The organism is Klebsiella sp. C349492, assembly GCF_042055345.1.
In the GTDB taxonomy this organism is placed as follows: Bacteria; Pseudomonadota; Gammaproteobacteria; order Enterobacterales; family Enterobacteriaceae; genus Klebsiella; species Klebsiella scottii.
On record NZ_JANQCE010000009.1, the window covers coordinates 58,179 to 74,383 of the forward strand.

The following is a 16,205-nucleotide window of genomic DNA, read 5'->3' on the forward strand; positions in this document are numbered from 1 at the left end:
GTCTCTCCGTTATATGCAGCGCACCGCTGCCTGTCTGCACCAGGGCGCTAGCCGCCCTGAAATGCTTCGCCCGCGGTCAGCGCAATTTCTCCCGCGTCATGCCGCATGCCTATCTCGTGATCCGTATTGGTCGCCGCTGGCGCTTGCTCAGTAAGAACGGCGGCCAGCAGTGGCGGCTGATGACCCACGAGACCTACAACCAGGAATACCGCAAATGAACCGGTCACCCGAATGCGCCAAGGGCGCATTGGCCGCCTTACGCGAAGCCAAAACACTCAATCTCGCAAACGCGACAGCGATCGGTGTGCTGGAAAGCCCGGAGGCCGCGAAGACCCTCGTTAACCTGATGAATCTGGTGCTTGACCCGTTAATCCAGAAATACACCGCGATGGAGGCGAACCGTGATTAAGTCCCCGATCAAATGGGCCGGCGGTAAAACCCGCGTGATGCCGCAGCTGCTGAAGCGCCTGCCGAAAGCTGATTGCCTGATTGAGCCATTCGTTGGCAGCGGCACCGTATTCATGAACACGGAATACCGCCGCTACGTCCTCTGCGACAGCAATCGCGCGCTGATCAACTTCTTTCTAGCGCTCAGAGATGACACAGAACGATTGATAGCGATCGCTAAGAACCTGTTCAGAAATGGCAATAACGAAGATAGCTATTACGAAGAGCGCAAGTTGTTCAACCACCTGTCGTGGGATGACGAGTGTGCAGATGATTACGTTGTACGGTGGGCGGCATCATTTTTGTACCTGAATCGCCACTGCTTCAACGGTCTTTATCGTACAAATCTGGACGGCGGTTTTAATGTGCCATTTGGCCGATATAAACAGCCATATTTCCCCGAAGCCGAAATGCGCTTATTCGCCGAAAAAGCGCGGGATACCAACGCGCTCTTTCTTTGCAATGATTTTCGCACTTCCATTCCGTACATCGCGAAGAATCGGCCGGACTCAGTAATTTACTGCGACCCCCCCTATATCCCGGCCAGCGAAACCGCCAACTTCACCGCCTACGGCAAGCCGTTTACCCTGGACGACCATCGCGCCCTAGTTACAACCCTGCTCGATGCTCATCGCCAGCACGGTACCTGCTCGGTGATATCCAACAGCGATACCCAGGAAACCCGCGAAATCTATTCCGCTTTCAATCTCCATGCCTTCAGCGTGCGCCGTTCTGTTAGCGCCAAAAGCCGCGATATGGCCGGTGAAGTGATCGGCGTTCTTCGCGGCGGAGTGGGTTGCAACTCTGGCGCATGTGGAGCTTGGACGAGCGCCACTGAACATCTGCGGCCGGCGGTGATGTGGATCGGGTTTGACCTGGCCGCCGGATTCGATAACGGGGAGCCATCTGATGAACACGCTTGATGCCGTTGTGACGCGAGTTCTGGACGTTCGTCCATATCGCCATTTCTGGGTCGTCGAGGTGGAGGTGCTGTGCTACGGCGATTACAGCAACACGATCATCATCCGCGATAGCGAAAAAGAAGCCCGCCAGGTTAGGCCCGGCGACACGGTAACGATCTGAGGGACCGCAAATGAACGAAGAAACCAATTATCGCCGCTTCTGGCGAAACCTTGTTATCTGCTGCGCGCTCTGCTCGCTGCTGTTCTGGCTTCCGATGGGCTATCTCGCCTTTCGTATTTTCTCTGTGGTGTGGGAGGCGCTGTGGTTGCTTATTACAACGAAATAGACCCCCACGCAGCACAGCACCTGCGCAACCTTATCGACGCCGGCCATATTGCGCCGGGCGTCGTTGATACCCGCTCAATTGAGGATGTAACCCCCAATGACCTTATCGGATTCAATCAGTGCCATTTCTTCGCCGGGATCGGCGGATGGTCTCTCGCGCTGCGTCGCGCAGGATGGCCAGACAGTCGCCCGGCATGGACAGCATCATGCCCCTGCCAGCCTTTCAGCCAGGCAGGCAAAGGGCTTGGGTTTGCTGACGAGCGGCACTTATGGCCCTCCGCACATTGGCTTGTCGGCCAGCGCCGCCCTGTCGTGGTCTTTGGCGAGCAATCTGGCAGCGCTGACGCGAACGACTGGATCGACCTTGTACAAGCTGACGTGGAAGCCCTGGGCTATGCCTTCGGGGCGACTGCGTTTCCGTCTGCGAGCGTCGGCGCGCCGCACCGGCGAGATCGCGCTTATTGGGTGGCCGACGCCGATCGCCAGCAATGGGAGAGGCGCGGGGAATTTCAACCGACAGGGGGGGGTAAACCTTCAGACAGCTGCGTTATTGGCTGGCTGGACAACACCGAGCGCGACCGATGGAGTGCGCGGAGGTACGGGGATCACCTCGGGAATGACGGGCAGCAGCCTTACGCAGATGGTGAAGATGGCGGTATGGCCGACACCGACGGCAACGGATGGCAAGGGCGGTTATCCGGGCGGCAGAGTACGGGACGGGAAGTTGTCAACGGACAGGCTGGATGTGGCGGCACAGCTTGCGGGCTGGCCGACACCGTGCGCGCAGGATTCAGAGCACAGCCCAAAAAATCCAATGAGAAGAATAGTATCCAAAGAGAAGAGGCAAATCATGCTAGCGCACTGCGCGGGGCTGATGCTGCCGGTCCGGTTAACGGCTTCTGGCGAGATGCTGACTGGCTGTACTGCCGGGATGGAAAGTGGCGGCCAGTTAGACCCGGATCATTCCCGCTGGCTGATGGGGTTCCCGCCAGAGTGGGAAGACTGCGCGCCTACGGAAACGCTATCAACATTGAAGCGGCGGCAGCGTTCATAAAGTCCTATATGGCAGCGGTGGATCATGTCTGATTCCGCTGCTTTAGCATGGAGCTGGAACGCCAAACGGCAGGCTATTAACCCCAATAGCGTTGCAGATTCTGCGATTGAGTATCTCACCCCGAAAGGCGAGCGGAAGACGCTCGCCTATGCGGATTTGGTCGATACCGTTTATCGCACCCCCATGCGCCCGCGCGAAGGTGCCGCGCGTGAAGCATTCGACCGCAAAGGACGCGCCCACTACCTGCGCCGCCGGGTTCAGACTCTACCGGCGTTTATCCGCAAGCGGTTCTCTCTGCGCCTGGAATCGCTGGAGCGTCACGACCCAAAAGAGGCCGTGCGCTGGCTGTTCAGTACGTTTGAACGCCATGTGTTACGCCGTGTCGATGCGGTAAACGCACAATACCTACCGCAGGCCGCGCTCCCGGCGATCCTTGCGCCCCTCCGTGATGATTTTCACCTGCTGCCCTGGGCGGACAAAAAACGCCTGAAACGACTGGCCTATAAGCTCGCAAACCTGATGAAAAGCGAGTTTATGCGCGAGTTTGATTTCCAGTACGGGAAAACCGCCGATGTCGAGTTTTCCACGCTCTACGCTTACGGCTATATCGCCAGCAAGGCTACAGCGCTCAATATCGCGATCCCTGGCTGGAGCCGGTATTGCGAAGAGGAGCTGGAGGCCGAAGAGGCGCTGCGCGCCGTTGCGCGCCTTCAGTCGGAAAAGTGGTGGTTAGGTAAAATCCGCCGGATACATGACTGCTGGCGCGAGCACCTCATGATCGCCGCGGGCTATGTCAGTAAGGTAGCGTCGCCGTATTGTTCTGATCCGTGCTTCAAAGAGTGGATAGCCCAGAAAAAAGCGAATTTCGAATACCTTCAGGCTATGGAGCTGGAAGATCAGGCTACCGGTGAGCGCAGCTCTTTGCTGGATAAGGTCATGGGTAGCACGTCCAACCCCAAAAACGCCCGCGCCGAGCTGATGGTGCGCATGCGCGGGTTTGAGGATATGGCAACCGAAATGGGGCTGGTTGGCATGTTCTATACGCTAACCGCGCCGTCTCGTTATCACTCTACGCACGTAAAATCAGGCAAGCGTAACGACAAATATCGCGACGCCGGCCCGCGCCAGACGCAGAAATACCTCTGCAAAGTCTGGGCGCGCGTGCGTGCAAAATGGGGCCGAGAGGGTATTCGAACTTTTGGCTTTCGTGTCGCCGAGCCGCACCACGACGCCACCCCACACTGGCACCTGTTGCTATTCCTGCACCCGGAAGAGGTGGACTATGCAACGGCCATTTTCCGCAAGCATGCGCTGAAAGAGGACGGTAACGAGCCGGGCGCGCAGGAGCACCGCTTTACCGTTACGCCGATCGATGAAAAATTTGGCTCTGCAACGGGCTATATCGCGAAGTACATCTCTAAAAATATCGACGGCTACGGCATGGACGGCGAGTTAGACGATGAATCCGGCCAGCCCGTCAAAGAGATGGCAAAGCGCGTGCGCGCGTGGGCGTCGCGCTGGAATATCCGCCAGTTTCAGCAGATCGGCGGCGCCCCGGTGACCACCTGGCGCGAGCTGCGCCGGTTAGGAAACCGCGAGCTGGTTCTACATCCTGAGATCGAAGAGGCTCGCGCAGCAGCTGACGCAGCGGACTGGCCAGGGTACACCAACGCCCAGGGCGGCCCGTTAGTGCCTCGTGACTGCCTGCGCGTTCGTCTCAGCTATGAATACACCGAGGAGGGCAATGATTATGGTGACACGGTCGCCAAAATAACCGGTGTCTATTGCCCTCTCACCATCCGTGAATCCGTCATTTTTACCCGCACCACCGAATACAAAATTGTGCCGAAGCGCAAGCCGTCGCCGGTCGAGAATTTGACCTTAGAAGGCCGCGCAGCGGCCCCTCGGAGTTCTGTCAATAACTGTACGGGGCGCGCCGGATCGGACGAAAAACCACCGTCAGAAACGGCGCTGTCAGCTGATAAAACCGCGCCCGACGACAGTTCAGTGACAGAACTTCCGCTGAATATCGATGTTTTGAGGCGATATTCACGCCAGCAAAGGCAGGAAATCACCAGCAGGCTAAGAAAATCCGCCCGGGAAAGCTCAGATCAAGCCTTCACGCGTACCGCGCGCGGCCTGCGCACGTCGATTGATGACGAAAGCGCGCTGACATGGGGGCCAAAAGTTACCGCTGCGAAAGATATGAGCCTGACGCCGGAAGAGGCCGAGCAGCGCTGGCGCGAGCAGCTGCGGATCGAGGCGGAACGGCGCGCAGATAACTACGCGGCGGCGGTTGCGGAGTATCAGAAGAAAAAAGCCGAAGCCGCACTGCGCCAGGCGCAGCAAAAAGAAGCGCCGCAAAAACACGATATCTCCGAAGAGATGATCGCCAGCATCGGCGCGCAGCTGCGCGACTGCCGGATTTTCGTCAGTGATGAAGTTGTGCGGTCAGTCGCGGGCGGCGCACGCGTTCGCCACGGCGGCGGCCTGCTCGCGGCGGACAATGGCCGGTTGCATGAGGTGAGAGTGTGGCACGCAGGCGAGAAAGATAAACCAACTTCCGAATATATGGCAGTGCGTGACCTGGTCACGCGCTGGAAGAAAGCAGCTAAACGGAAAAACAAGAGGTAAATATGAAACATTTCAGCACTAAAGCCATCGGGTCAGTTATCGCAGAGATGAACCGGCAGGATAAAAAGTGGGGCGCTGACCGCGACCAACATCCGTTCGTCTGGCAGACAATCCTTAGCGAAGAGGTCGGCGAGTTTAGCCAGGCAATTTTGCATGATGAATTTGGCGGCCCTAAATTGGGAACGGCGCGCGAAGAGATGGTGCAGGTTGCCGCCGTCGCTCTCCAGATTATCGAACACTACGATCGCCTTTGCGCCCCGAAGGCAGAATCCGAACAAGCGCAGCCAGCGCTCGCGCTGCCAGCCATCCCGGCAGGGCGTGAAACAATCGGCGGCTGCGACTGGGTGGACTGGAATGAGCTGTCAGCGCTCGGCCTCATTGTCCGCATTAACGCCGAAATTCTTCACCCGCTTGGACTGGCAATTTTCCGTGATCCGGCCTCCGGCATCTCCGCGGGCGCCATGATTGCGCCAGATGGAAAATGGGAGTATGCGCCCGATGTTATCGAAGGGCTGCGGGTAAGACTCTCCGATCACTCCGGCAAATATGGTCACTTTTGACCGTGCTGGCCATTCTATCGAGCACCGCCATTTTTGGCGGTGCTGCAGGTTTTGTTTTTGAGGAGTGAGAAGACTATGAGCTATCTGGGAAGCAAGGCGGCCAGCGGTGTTTATCAAAAAATCATCGCCGAGATGCCGCCACATGATACCTACATTGAAACGCACCTGGGCGGCGGCGCGGTGATGCTGCGCAAGCCCCCAGCGCGGCATAATTGGGGGATCGATATAGACCCGGAAACCGTCGAGGCGTTTAACCAGGGCAACCCTGATTTTCTTGATAGACTGACCGATACTCTGCTTATTGATGTTGGCGATGCCGTCGAGTTCTTGCGTTGTTTCGATTACGCCTCTGCCGGTCGTGTCTTAATATACTCCGATCCGCCATATCTCCACGAAACGCGCTCCAGTTCTGCGCGTTATCGCTATGAATACACCGTTGGCGATCATTACCGCCTGCTGGGCTTGCTCTGCTCGATGCCGGAAAACGTGAGCGTAATCGTGTCGGGCTATCCCTCTTCGGTTTATGACAACGCCCTGCCGGGCTGGCGTAGCAAAGAATTTCAGGCCATGACCCGCGGCGGCGTGCGGACAGAGAAAATCTGGATGAACTACCCGGAGGGGGGCGCGTACACGCATAAGTTCGCCGGTAAAGACTACAATGACCGCTACCGGATTAAGCGAAAAGCGCAGCGCTGGAAAGACAAGTTTTCGGCCCTTCCCGCCGCCGAGCGTTTGGCGATAATGCAGGCGCTTTGCGAAGTTGATGGCGATTGATTAGCCGATAGTTACGGAAAAATAGCCGATACACTATATATAGTGTTATTCCGAAATATTATTCGCACGCACAGCAAAAACTGTTGCTATGGTTCATGCTTTACTATACATAACGTAACCAATACCGATATCAATTTGGTGCGCATTGCGCATACATCCAGGCAATCGCGCGCAGTGATTGCCTTTATATTTCTGAATTTTTTCAACTTCTGGATAGCAACAGAACAAAGGAGGCGGATATGTCATTTGCATTTGGATTGTCATTATCCGGGGCTATGTTCAGTTCGAAAGAGCGGCTGACCAAGGCTCTGAAGGACAACAAAAACAGCTACACGATTAGCCGAGATGGTTACGTGTCCCTTGACCTCAATAAAAAAGAGGTCGTTGATGCTATTACTCGCCAGATTGAGAAGCTCGGCGATATCAAGGAAGAGTCTGGAAAGAAAGGTGAATGAATACAATCATTCTCGCCGTCGCTTTGATTAGCGGCTACCTCTACGTCACACGATCAGTTTCTGCGAGATATAAATTTAAGCGTTCCGAAGGTTGGGACGCTTATTTTTATGTAGCCGCATGGGGCGTTCTGTTCACCCTTGCCGCATGGCTTTTATGTTCTTTCATCAGTGTGTTGGGAATTTTCCGCTGGGTATATAGCTTCTTGTTGTCTCATGGTTTTATTGAGGCAAACACTATCAAGCGCGTCTTCCCCCTGTCCCCCGCTGAGCAGTTTAAATTCGCTGATTTCAAATTCGCAGTTTTTGGCGTGACGTCAATGTTTCTGGCGTGGGCGGCAGGACATGGCATGAGATGGTATGTCTGTAGCAGCACCGACCGGAGGATTGATGCGCTGGTTAAAGCCGTACATCACGACCCGCTCGAAAGCCTTCTCATTGAGGCCGCCGTTAGAAAGATGCCGGTTATCATCACCCTGGGATCGAGAAAATTCTACGTTGGGATAGTGGATTGCCCTCAGTTTGAGCATGGCAAGACGGATTATTTACAGATGTTACCGCTACTTAGCGGGTATCGTGACAAGGATAATCTGACGGTTAATGTCACCACGAACTACAAGCGCCACTATATGGATAGCGGAATTCTTGGTGGCGCCAGTGATGGCCAGGTTACTCTTGCGGACTTCAGGACGCTGGTTCCAAGGGATGAGATCGAAGGTATCTCGTTTTTTGATACCGACACATATTCGCAATTCAAAGCAAAAGAAGAGTCGGACAAGGTAGGTTCAGCCGCGCTATCACCCAGCTTTGTTCCGAGAAAAAGTGATAATCTGCCACCCCAACAGCAATAACAAAAATGAGGCCCGAGAGGCCTCTTTTTTTTGCCCGTATAATTGCAAGAAGCTGCACAAATATGCGTAATTTTTGAAACGTCGTTTTTACTACGCGGCGCCAGCACTGGCGCGGCTTGGGCGGTTTGCACAAAGTGCACAAAAAGAGGCGTGTTTAGCGCGCAGGCGAGGCGGGGGAGCAAGCGCGCGCAAAGGGGGTAGGGAAGGGGTCGGCATGCTTCGCCAAAAGCCTCCTGCCGGGCGCGCACCATCGCAGTGCATCCGGCCCGCGATGGCGTGCTCGGCCCGCAGAATGGCGCTGGCGGCGTCTGGTTGGGGATATGACGTTGAGGTTTTGCGGGTTGGCCGACATGGCCAGGAATGGTGGTGCTGCAGGTCGGTACCGCACCGCCGGGAATGGCGGTGCTGCCTGGTGTTACTGTGCGACGTCGAGCAGGGCGTAAGGGTTGAAGCGGATCACCTCTTCGCCAAGCCAGTCGTTAATGTGTTTCATGGCTTCCATGACCGGCGTCAGCTCGTTGATGGCATAGACGCGGGCCGCCTTCTCAATGTCACCGAAGGAGCCGCTACCCTCCGGGATGACACCCATCAACTGAGGCGGCACGCGGTGGGCGGCCAGCATGTCGGCGCGGGTGGAGGTCTTCACGCCAACAAACTCATCCTTAGCCGTGATCTGGCTGAACGGCAGGATCTGCACCGAGTCTTTGCCGCCGCCTGGCGCATGCAGCAGGATGTTTTTGAATGCCCCACCCCGGCGTGTGTCGGTCAATGTTTTCTTCAGCTTGTCGAGACTTTCCTGATCGGCCATCGCGCTGTTTACATAGACGATGCACCCTGCGTGCGACCCGTTATCGTAGTAGAGCTTGCGAAACTTGTCGGCAGAATGCGACAGGTTGGCAGACAGCAGGCCGGCGAGGTACTCCGGCATGCCGTAGATCTCCTGGTGTATATCCGGGTTGAGGACGTGGCACACAGAGCCGGGGATGAACGAGTGATCCTGTAGTCCGGCCTGGATAAACCAGTACGTGTCGAGGTCGGAGCCCCGGCGGGTATATTTAGCCAACGAGTTGCGAAACCCCAGCGGCCCATTCAGGCGATTCTTTCGCATCTCAAGATACCCGTTACCGAATACAAACCAGTCCAGCGCAAAGGCGCTGAACGCCTGGCGGGAAAGCAGTTTATGCGGGATAAAGCACCCTGACAGCACGTTACGCTTGAAGTACAGCGCGGACTGGTGCCAGCTCGCGTAACCGAACTGACGCGCCAGCCCGTACCAGTCAACCGGCGTTTCGTAATACCGCCCATTGTCGGCGCAGTACATGTTATCCAGCAGATCATGGGCGCCACTGACCGGCCAGGGCCCGTCGAACGTGAACGCGTTCAGGTCGGGCGCCGCCTTTAACGCTGCGGCGAGATCGGCTTGCTCCCGGGCGTACTGCCTGCCGCGTGGTTTTCGTTTGCTCAAGGTTAATACTCCGTAACTGTCATGCCGCTGCCGCCTTCCTGACCCAGCGGCTCGTTAATGGTGGCGAGCATCGTCGCCCAGGCGACGTCGCCGTGACTGACGCCGCGCGATCGGTCTGTGTCATAGGTGATGAGTCCGCCTGGCGTAACGACCTTGCGCACCGAGCTGAACGCGGTGATCAGGTCGTACTCGCCCCGGTCATACTCCCAGCGCCCGCCGCGTACCAGCTGCTGCATCTTCAGTACCAGCATGCGCTTACTAGCCAGGGAGAACTGATAACAAACCGCCGCCGGGAAATGCTTCTTCACGATCTGATAGACCGCCTCGCCAATGCCGCTGCCATCAATGCCGATGTGCTGCACGTTGTAGCGTGTCAGCATGCTAATGATGAGGTTGGCCTGCTCTTCGAACTCCATGCCGCGTATGCGCTGCGTTTCAATCGTGCGAAACTTGCCGCCGGCCACCATCGGCACGGCATTGACGGAGATGGCGCCGCTGTCACCTTTGCCGCTCGACCCGTTGGGGTCGTAACCAATCCACACGGGACGATCGGCCATCGGGCGGGAGGCATACGGGCGCCAGTCGGGCCAGTCGTCGTAACCGTCCGCGCCGCAGTTGATCAGCTGGTTGTAATCAAAGGCGTTTTCACCGCTCTTGATGAACTGGCACCCGTAGAGATTGTCGTATTCCTCGGGGCTGTTTTCGTCGCGGATTTCGTCGATATCAGTCAGATCCCAGCCGTTGTCGATCGCATCCTGCAACGTGACGATCTGGCGCCAGATTTTGTCCGGACACATCAACCCGCTGTTGAGCGTTTTCCAGGACGTGTCGAACTCAATCCGCTTGCCGTGACTTCGCCCTTTATTGAAGGCTTCACCCGTCCAGAAGGGGTACGCTTCGTGACTCTCCGCCGACGGCGTGGAGAAGTAGGTACGCGTCAGCCCCTTCAGGGTTGCCATTGCGCCGGCCACTTTCTTCAGGTTGGTGAACTGACCGACCCAGAAAAATTCATCAAAATACAGGTTGCCGGTGTAGGACTGCGCTGTCGCCGCGGACGTGCCGAGGAAGTGCAGCTCGGCGCCGTTAAACAGCTGGATCATGTCGCCGCCCTTTAGTTCAACGTCCACTTCCTCCGCTGCGGAGCGAATGAAGCTACGGAACTGGTACGCCTGGCGGCGGCTGGCCGATAAAAATATCTGGTTGAGCTGATGCTTGTATTTCACGTCACCGGATAGCGCGCGCAGCAGCGCCTCGCGAGCAAAATACCACGTCGCCCCAACCTGGCGACTTTTCAGGATCATGCGGTTGCGGTGGTGGTGATTCTCATACCAGCCTTTCTGATGCCAGTGTAGCGAGTCGATAATGTTGGCCCGCAGCGCGGAGATCTGCGCCTCTGAAAAGAAGTTTTGCTTTTTGCGGATCTTTTTCTTCGGCTGCGTCGCAGGCGTCCCGTTATCCAGCTTTTTCAGTTGGCGCGTGAGCAGGTCAATTTCCTTGAAGTCGCCACCGGTCTTTGTGTCCTTACTGGTGAGCTGGATTAGTCGGGCATCAATGGACGTCGTGACGCGCTGGATCGGTGGCGTGGTGTCCCACTCATCGCGTTTTTTCCAGGAGTAAACCGTGTTTTGGTTAATCCCCATCAGGCGTGCGATTTCCGCCGGCGGATATCCCTGCCAGTAGAGCTGTCGCGCACGTTGCATGATGAATGCTTCTTCAATCGCCATTAATCCTCCTCGCTTCCTGCCGGGGAGATTAACCCGCGCGCGCGTGCCCTTTCGCCCGCTTTTGGTTGTGGCGGAACCCTCACAACAACAACGCGTTGAGAGCGCACGGCACCCCCTGCCATCATCTCCGGGAACTCAAAAAACCAGCGAGTAAACGAACATGGCAGGCACAGCTAAACCCCGTAAGAAGTTTCGCGTTGCCGTCTCCGGGAATACCGTCGATGGCCGCGAAATCCAGCCGCAACACCTCCGCGATGCGGCGGCGAACTACAACCTTGAGGTGTACGCCGCGCGGGTAAATATCGAGCACTACCTCTCCCCGTATCCGGGTAGTGATTTCGGCGCGATGGGGGATGTAGTGGCGCTGAGCGTCGAGGACATTACCGATGGGCCACTGGCCGGCCGCACCGCGCTTTATGCGGAGATCGAACCCTCTGAGCGCATGAAGCAGATGACCGATAAAGGTCAGAAGGTCTACTCCAGTATTGAGCTGCACCCGCAGTTTGCCCTCAACGGCAAGGCTTACATGATGGGCCTGGCGATGACTGACACCCCGGCAAGCCTTGGCACCGAGCGCCTGAAGTTTGCCGCGCAGCAGCGCGCGCAGGTGATGGCTTTCAATAATCAGCAGGCGGAAGCGCCGATGATCACCGAGGCGATTGAGGCCGAAATGATCGAACTGGCCACCCAGCGCAGCGACGAGGGCGCCAAGTGGTACACCCGCGTGATGGATATTCTCGGAAAGGGGCAGAAAACCGACGATCAGCGTTTCAGCCAGGTGCATCAGGCCGTCGAGGCCGTGGCGCAAGCGCAGTCCGACCAGCTCGACCGCTTCAGCACCATCGAGCAGGAGCGCCAGCAGGATAAAGCCGCCATCCAGAAGCTGACCAGCGACCTCGACGCACTGCGTCAGCAGCTCGGCAACACTGACGCCAACTTTAGCCAGCGACCCGCGGCTAACGGCGGCGCGAACGCGCAGCTGGCTGACTACTGATAATCACTACGAGAGCAGAGAACATGGAAAATAATACCCGCCAGCTGTTTGATCAGTACATCGCGCACCAGGCGAAATTAAACGGCGTCTCGCCCGCGGCGATTGCTGCGAAATTTGCAGTAGATCCCTCCCGGCAACAGCGCATGGAACAGGCCGCGCAGGAAAGTGATTCCTTCCTGAGCAAAATTAACGTGTTTCCCGTTAACCAGCAGATCGGCCAGAAGATACTGATCGGCAGTAAAGGGCCGCTGGCCGGCGTAAACAACGGCACCACCACGCGCCGCAACCCAGGCCAGAATCATGCGATGGAACCGTTTGATTACATGTGCCGCAAAGTCAACTACGACTACGGGATCGGCTATGAGCAGCTTGATGCCTGGGCGCACATGCCGAACTTCCAGCCGCTGATTAGCGCCGCAATGGCCCGTCAGATGTCGCTTGACCGCATCATGATCGGCTTTAACGGTACCAGCTATAACGACCCGTCAGACCGTGCAGCCAACCCGCTATTGCAGGATTGCGGCATCGGCTGGCTGCAAAAAATTCGCACCGAAGCGCCACACCGTGTGATCTCCGGCGTCACCGTCACCTCGCGCGATGAGGACAACAAGATCATTACAAAAGGCACCTACGGCAACCTGGGCGCCGCCGTGTACGACGCCAAAAACAGCCTTATGGATGAGTGGCACAAGCGCAACCCGGATAACGTTGTGATCCTGGCGGGCGACCTGCTGACAACCGGCAACTTCCCGGCCATCAACGCGATGAGCCAGACCAACCCGAACACCGAAATGCTGGCCGGTCAGCTGATTGTCGCGCAGGAGCGCGTAGGCAACATGCCGACCTTCATCGCGCCGTATTTCCCGGTGAACGGCATCCTGATCACGCCGTTTAAAAACCTGTCGGTGTACTACCAGCGCGGCGGTCTGCGCCGGACCATCAAGGAAGAGCCGGAGTACAACCGCGTCGCGACGTATCAGTCCTCTAACGATGACTTTGTGATCGAGGACTACGGCAACGTTGCATTTATCGACGGCATTACGTTTGCCGAAGCGCCGGAAGGCGGCGAGTAACCGCACGCTGGCGGGCCTCGGCCCGCCATTAATCGGGGAAGAAATGATGCTGACACCGGCACAAAAACATTTTCAACGCGTCATGGCTGAACGTCATGGCAAGGCGGCCGATTTGTCCGATGCGGCGCGAACGGCGCATGAGCAGATCCTGCACCGCATGCGCATGGATATGGCCGCGCTGAAAAAGATTCAGGGCGAGCAGGCGAAAGCCGCGCTCAAGCGCCAGCTGCTACCCAATTACGAAGGGTGGATCGAGGGCACGCTCGAAGGCAACAGCGGCCGCCAGGATGAGGTGATCACCCGCCTGATGATTTGGGCGATTGATATTCGTGATTACCCGCTGGCAGCGCGCATCGGGCGGTATGTCATCGCCCATAACATGGCGATGCCTGACCGTTTCAACCGCACCGCCGCAACCGCGCTGGTCGATGAGCTTTGCGACCCGATTCTGATCCAGGTCAAAGCGGATGAAAGCACCGACGTGACGCCATATCTGGCGGTGCTCGATGACGTGGCGGAGTTTACCGCCGGCAGCGATATGCCGGACATGGTACGCGCCAAACTCCACAAGGCCCGCGCCTTTGCGCTGCGCAACGGGACGCCCGCCGAGCAGGAAACCGCGTTAGAGCTGCTGCGCACCGCGCTGATCATGGACCCTGGCGCCGGGGTGAAAAAGCTGATCGACAAGCTCGCCAGCCAGCTGAAGAAGGCCGCCGCAGCGAATGCCAGCACTGAAAAGAATGATGCCGGCGGCACAGGAGATGGCGGGCAGGGCGAGGCCGCTGCAGCACCGCCGGAAGTGGCGGTGCCAGCTGAGAAAACAGCAGCAAAAACCGCCCGCAAAAGTACAACCCGGAAGCCGGCAGTGCGCAAAACAACCACGAAAAAAGCGCCTGCCGCCAAAAAATAACCGACTTGCGCCCCGTGCGCTGGCGGCGCGGGCGGAGATCTGCAACGCATTGCGTTTTCTTTTCTCCGTCCGCTCACCGCCACCTTTTTCAGGAGACTACACGATGAGCCTTGTAGCCCCTCGCACAGTAACCCCCTCTGCGGAGGATGTGCCGGACGTTGACGACGGCGGGGAAAAAGTCACCGCTGGCGCGTTCTGGCCCGAAATCGCGCTGAGCGACGTCCGCAAAAAGATGCGCATCACCGGCACGGTGACCACTTCACGACTGAAAGAAGCCGTTATCGAAGGCGTGGCGCACGTCATCGAACAGCTAACCGACTGGCAGGCGGAGCAGGTGGCCGCTGGTTACAGCAGCCTCGCCGATGTTCCGGCCATTGAGATCGACGGCGAAAGCGTGAAGGTGCATCGCTTCCGCCGCGCGGCGTCCAGCATTGCCCGCGCGCATATCCTCGGAACGTTTCGTGACGTGGACACCACCGGCGACGCCGGGGAAAAGCGCGCGGCCGCGCTGCTCTCACAGTCGGATGACATGTGGCGCGATGCCCGCTGGGCGATATCCGATATTCGCGGCACTGTGCGCAATTCTGCGGAGGCGTTCTGATGAAAGTCAAAGCGTTGCAGGGCGACACGGTGGACCTGTTATGTCAGCGCTACTACGGCACCACGCAGGGGGTGACTGAGATCGTTCTTGCCGCCAATAAAGCGCTGGCCGGTCAGATCTTTCTCGACGCCGGCCAGGTGGTGGAGCTGCCGGAAATCAGCACTGCCGCGACAAAGGAGACCGTACAACTATGGAGCTGATAAACCGCGCCTGGAACTGGACGGTATACCTCTGGTCGCTGCTCCTCGGTGGCGTCGGCATGATGACGCAAAAAGACTGGTTGACCGTCATCGCCGCGCTGACGGGCGTGGTGGTGGCTGCGCTCGGCGAGCTGCATCGCCGCCGCATGGCGCGCATCCAGGAAACCAACAACACGCTGCTGAATGAACTGATCGACGCTATCCGCGACGACACCGAGAACCGGCAGGACGTTAAAGAGCTAATCCGCACCATCCGGGAGGCGCCGCGATGAAAAAGGGAATTATTGCCTGTTCCATCGCCGCGATCATCTCGCTGGCCGCCACATTGTGGCCGCAGACGCTGCGAACCAGCCCGGAAGCACAACTGAAGACGGCGAAGTACGAGGACTGCCGAAAAACCCCGTACTACTGCCCGGCGGGCGTGCTGACGGTGGGCCTTGGTTCCACCTCAAAGGTAGAAAATCGCCAGTATGCCGAGGGTGAGATCGCCGAGCGCTGGGTTAACGACCTCCTGCGTGCTGAGAAATGCGTTAACCGTGAATTTAACGGTGCCGCTGCGCCGCAGAAAGTCTTCGAGGGCATGACCGACGGCACGTTTAACGTCGGCTGCACCGGGCTGGGCTGGTACACCAACAGCAAGGGCCAGAAGGTACGAACCACCCTCTGGCGCGACGCACAGGCGGGCAACTGGAAGGGCGTCTGCGAACGACTGACGGACTTTGTGAACTCCGGCGGCAAGCGTTTGCAGGGGCTGGTCAACCGCCGGGAAGAGTTCAAAGCCTGGTGCTTATCTGATCCGGCACTGAAGGGGGCGAAATGAAAGCGACCGCCATTCTTGCCATCGTGATATTTGCCCTGCTGATCGCCGCTGTCAGCGCCCTTGCATGGCAAAGCCATAAGCGCGAACAGGCCGAAAAATCGCTGACCGGCACCCGGGAAGAACTGAAGCAGACCGGCGATGTGCTGACCGAGGTTAGGGCGCTGCGCCAGGACGTCAGCCAGGTTGAGGCCAGGCTGAAAACACTAAACCAGCAGCGCGCCGTAACGGGAGAGCACCGACGTGAAAACATCAAAACCACACTGGCCGGTAACGAATGCGCCATTGCTCCTCTGCCTGCTGCTGGCGCTGACAGCCTGTACCAGCGAGCCGAAGAAGTCGCCGCCGCAGATTATTCAGGAGCCACTACCAGAAAGCCTGACGGCAAAAACTGACGTTCC

Annotated in this window: 20 protein-coding genes; 18 read left to right on the top strand and 2 right to left on the bottom strand. The window is 57.7% G+C overall.

Annotated features, from left to right (window positions below; all coding sequences use genetic code 11):
- Positions 1-214: 214 nt before the first annotated feature.
- The 10 genes from NWP14_RS25595 (at position 215) to NWP14_RS25640 (ending at position 8,020) form a co-directional block, all read left to right on the top strand.
- Complete coding sequence (locus tag NWP14_RS25595) at positions 215-409, top strand: hypothetical protein (protein WP_375216185.1); 195 nt, start codon at positions 215-217, stop codon at positions 407-409.
- Positions 402-1,370, top strand: coding sequence for a DNA adenine methylase (locus NWP14_RS25600; protein WP_375216186.1), 969 nt, complete (start codon positions 402-404; stop codon positions 1,368-1,370). The genes NWP14_RS25595 and NWP14_RS25600 overlap by 8 nt, the downstream gene beginning before the upstream one ends.
- Positions 1,357-1,530 carry a hypothetical protein gene (locus tag NWP14_RS25605; protein WP_375216187.1) on the top strand — a complete coding sequence of 58 codons (174 nt, stop codon included), beginning with the start codon at positions 1,357-1,359 and terminating at the stop codon, positions 1,528-1,530. The genes NWP14_RS25600 and NWP14_RS25605 overlap by 14 nt, the downstream gene beginning before the upstream one ends.
- Positions 1,531-1,540: 10 nt before the next feature.
- The gene (locus NWP14_RS25610) at positions 1,541-1,696 is read left to right on the top strand and encodes a hypothetical protein (protein WP_165795142.1); all 156 of its coding nucleotides are present in this window, start codon (positions 1,541-1,543) and stop codon (positions 1,694-1,696) included.
- Positions 1,672-2,781 carry a DNA cytosine methyltransferase gene (locus NWP14_RS25615; protein ID WP_375216188.1) on the top strand — a complete coding sequence of 370 codons (1,110 nt, stop codon included), beginning with the start codon at positions 1,672-1,674 and terminating at the stop codon, positions 2,779-2,781. Before NWP14_RS25610 ends, NWP14_RS25615 begins: the two co-directional genes overlap by 25 nt.
- Positions 2,774-5,383 (top strand): replication endonuclease, encoded by a 2,610-nt coding sequence (locus tag NWP14_RS25620; protein WP_375216189.1) that lies wholly within the window; start codon positions 2,774-2,776, stop codon positions 5,381-5,383. Before NWP14_RS25615 ends, NWP14_RS25620 begins: the two co-directional genes overlap by 8 nt.
- 2 nt (positions 5,384-5,385) lie before the next feature.
- Entirely contained in the window at positions 5,386-5,943 is a 558-nt protein-coding gene (locus tag NWP14_RS25625) for a MazG-like family protein (protein WP_375216190.1), read from the top strand.
- Positions 5,944-6,018: 75 nt separating this feature from the next.
- Positions 6,019-6,717, top strand: coding sequence for a DNA adenine methylase (locus tag NWP14_RS25630; RefSeq protein WP_375216191.1), 699 nt, complete (start codon positions 6,019-6,021; stop codon positions 6,715-6,717).
- 239 nt (positions 6,718-6,956) lie between these two features.
- On the top strand, positions 6,957-7,172 hold the full coding sequence (locus NWP14_RS25635) for a hypothetical protein (RefSeq protein WP_047049912.1): 216 nt from the start codon (positions 6,957-6,959) through the stop codon (positions 7,170-7,172).
- The gene (locus NWP14_RS25640; protein WP_096903709.1) at positions 7,169-8,020 is read left to right on the top strand and encodes a hypothetical protein; all 852 of its coding nucleotides are present in this window, start codon (positions 7,169-7,171) and stop codon (positions 8,018-8,020) included. The genes NWP14_RS25635 and NWP14_RS25640 overlap by 4 nt, the downstream gene beginning before the upstream one ends.
- A 415-nt stretch (positions 8,021-8,435) precedes the next feature.
- Here the strand turns inward: NWP14_RS25640 and NWP14_RS25645 are convergent, their stop codons facing one another.
- Both NWP14_RS25645 and NWP14_RS25650 read right to left on the bottom strand, forming a co-directional pair.
- On the bottom strand, positions 8,436-9,485 hold the full coding sequence (locus tag NWP14_RS25645) for a phage portal protein (RefSeq protein WP_230489395.1): 1,050 nt from the start codon (positions 9,483-9,485) through the stop codon (positions 8,436-8,438).
- A 2-nt stretch (positions 9,486-9,487) separates the two neighbouring features.
- The gene (locus tag NWP14_RS25650; RefSeq protein WP_224357185.1) at positions 9,488-11,209 is read right to left on the bottom strand and encodes a terminase large subunit domain-containing protein; all 1,722 of its coding nucleotides are present in this window, start codon (positions 11,207-11,209) and stop codon (positions 9,488-9,490) included.
- A 160-nt stretch (positions 11,210-11,369) separates the two neighbouring features.
- On the opposite strand from NWP14_RS25650, the gene NWP14_RS25655 reads away from it, so the two are divergent.
- The 8 genes from NWP14_RS25655 (at position 11,370) to NWP14_RS25690 (ending at position 16,199) form a co-directional block, all read left to right on the top strand.
- Positions 11,370-12,203 carry a GPO family capsid scaffolding protein gene (locus NWP14_RS25655; RefSeq protein ID WP_375216192.1) on the top strand — a complete coding sequence of 278 codons (834 nt, stop codon included), beginning with the start codon at positions 11,370-11,372 and terminating at the stop codon, positions 12,201-12,203.
- A gap of 23 nt (positions 12,204-12,226) precedes the next feature.
- On the top strand, positions 12,227-13,276 hold the full coding sequence (locus NWP14_RS25660; RefSeq protein WP_375216193.1) for a phage major capsid protein, P2 family: 1,050 nt from the start codon (positions 12,227-12,229) through the stop codon (positions 13,274-13,276).
- Between the two features lie 46 nt (positions 13,277-13,322).
- Positions 13,323-14,186, top strand: a complete 864-nt coding sequence (gene gpM / locus NWP14_RS25665) for a phage terminase small subunit (RefSeq protein ID WP_375216211.1) — start codon at positions 13,323-13,325, stop codon at positions 14,184-14,186.
- A gap of 103 nt (positions 14,187-14,289) precedes the next feature.
- Complete coding sequence (locus NWP14_RS25670; protein WP_122117744.1) at positions 14,290-14,787, top strand: head completion/stabilization protein; 498 nt, start codon at positions 14,290-14,292, stop codon at positions 14,785-14,787.
- Complete coding sequence (locus tag NWP14_RS25675) at positions 14,787-14,987, top strand: tail protein X (RefSeq protein WP_094307707.1); 201 nt, start codon at positions 14,787-14,789, stop codon at positions 14,985-14,987. Before NWP14_RS25670 ends, NWP14_RS25675 begins: the two co-directional genes overlap by 1 nt.
- The gene (locus NWP14_RS25680) at positions 14,978-15,259 is read left to right on the top strand and encodes a hypothetical protein (RefSeq protein WP_122117743.1); all 282 of its coding nucleotides are present in this window, start codon (positions 14,978-14,980) and stop codon (positions 15,257-15,259) included. Before NWP14_RS25675 ends, NWP14_RS25680 begins: the two co-directional genes overlap by 10 nt.
- Positions 15,256-15,807, top strand: coding sequence for a lysozyme (locus NWP14_RS25685; protein ID WP_375216194.1), 552 nt, complete (start codon positions 15,256-15,258; stop codon positions 15,805-15,807). Before NWP14_RS25680 ends, NWP14_RS25685 begins: the two co-directional genes overlap by 4 nt.
- Positions 15,804-16,199 (top strand): DUF2570 domain-containing protein, encoded by a 396-nt coding sequence (locus tag NWP14_RS25690; RefSeq protein WP_375216195.1) that lies wholly within the window; start codon positions 15,804-15,806, stop codon positions 16,197-16,199. Before NWP14_RS25685 ends, NWP14_RS25690 begins: the two co-directional genes overlap by 4 nt.
- Positions 16,200-16,205 lie beyond the last annotated feature (6 nt).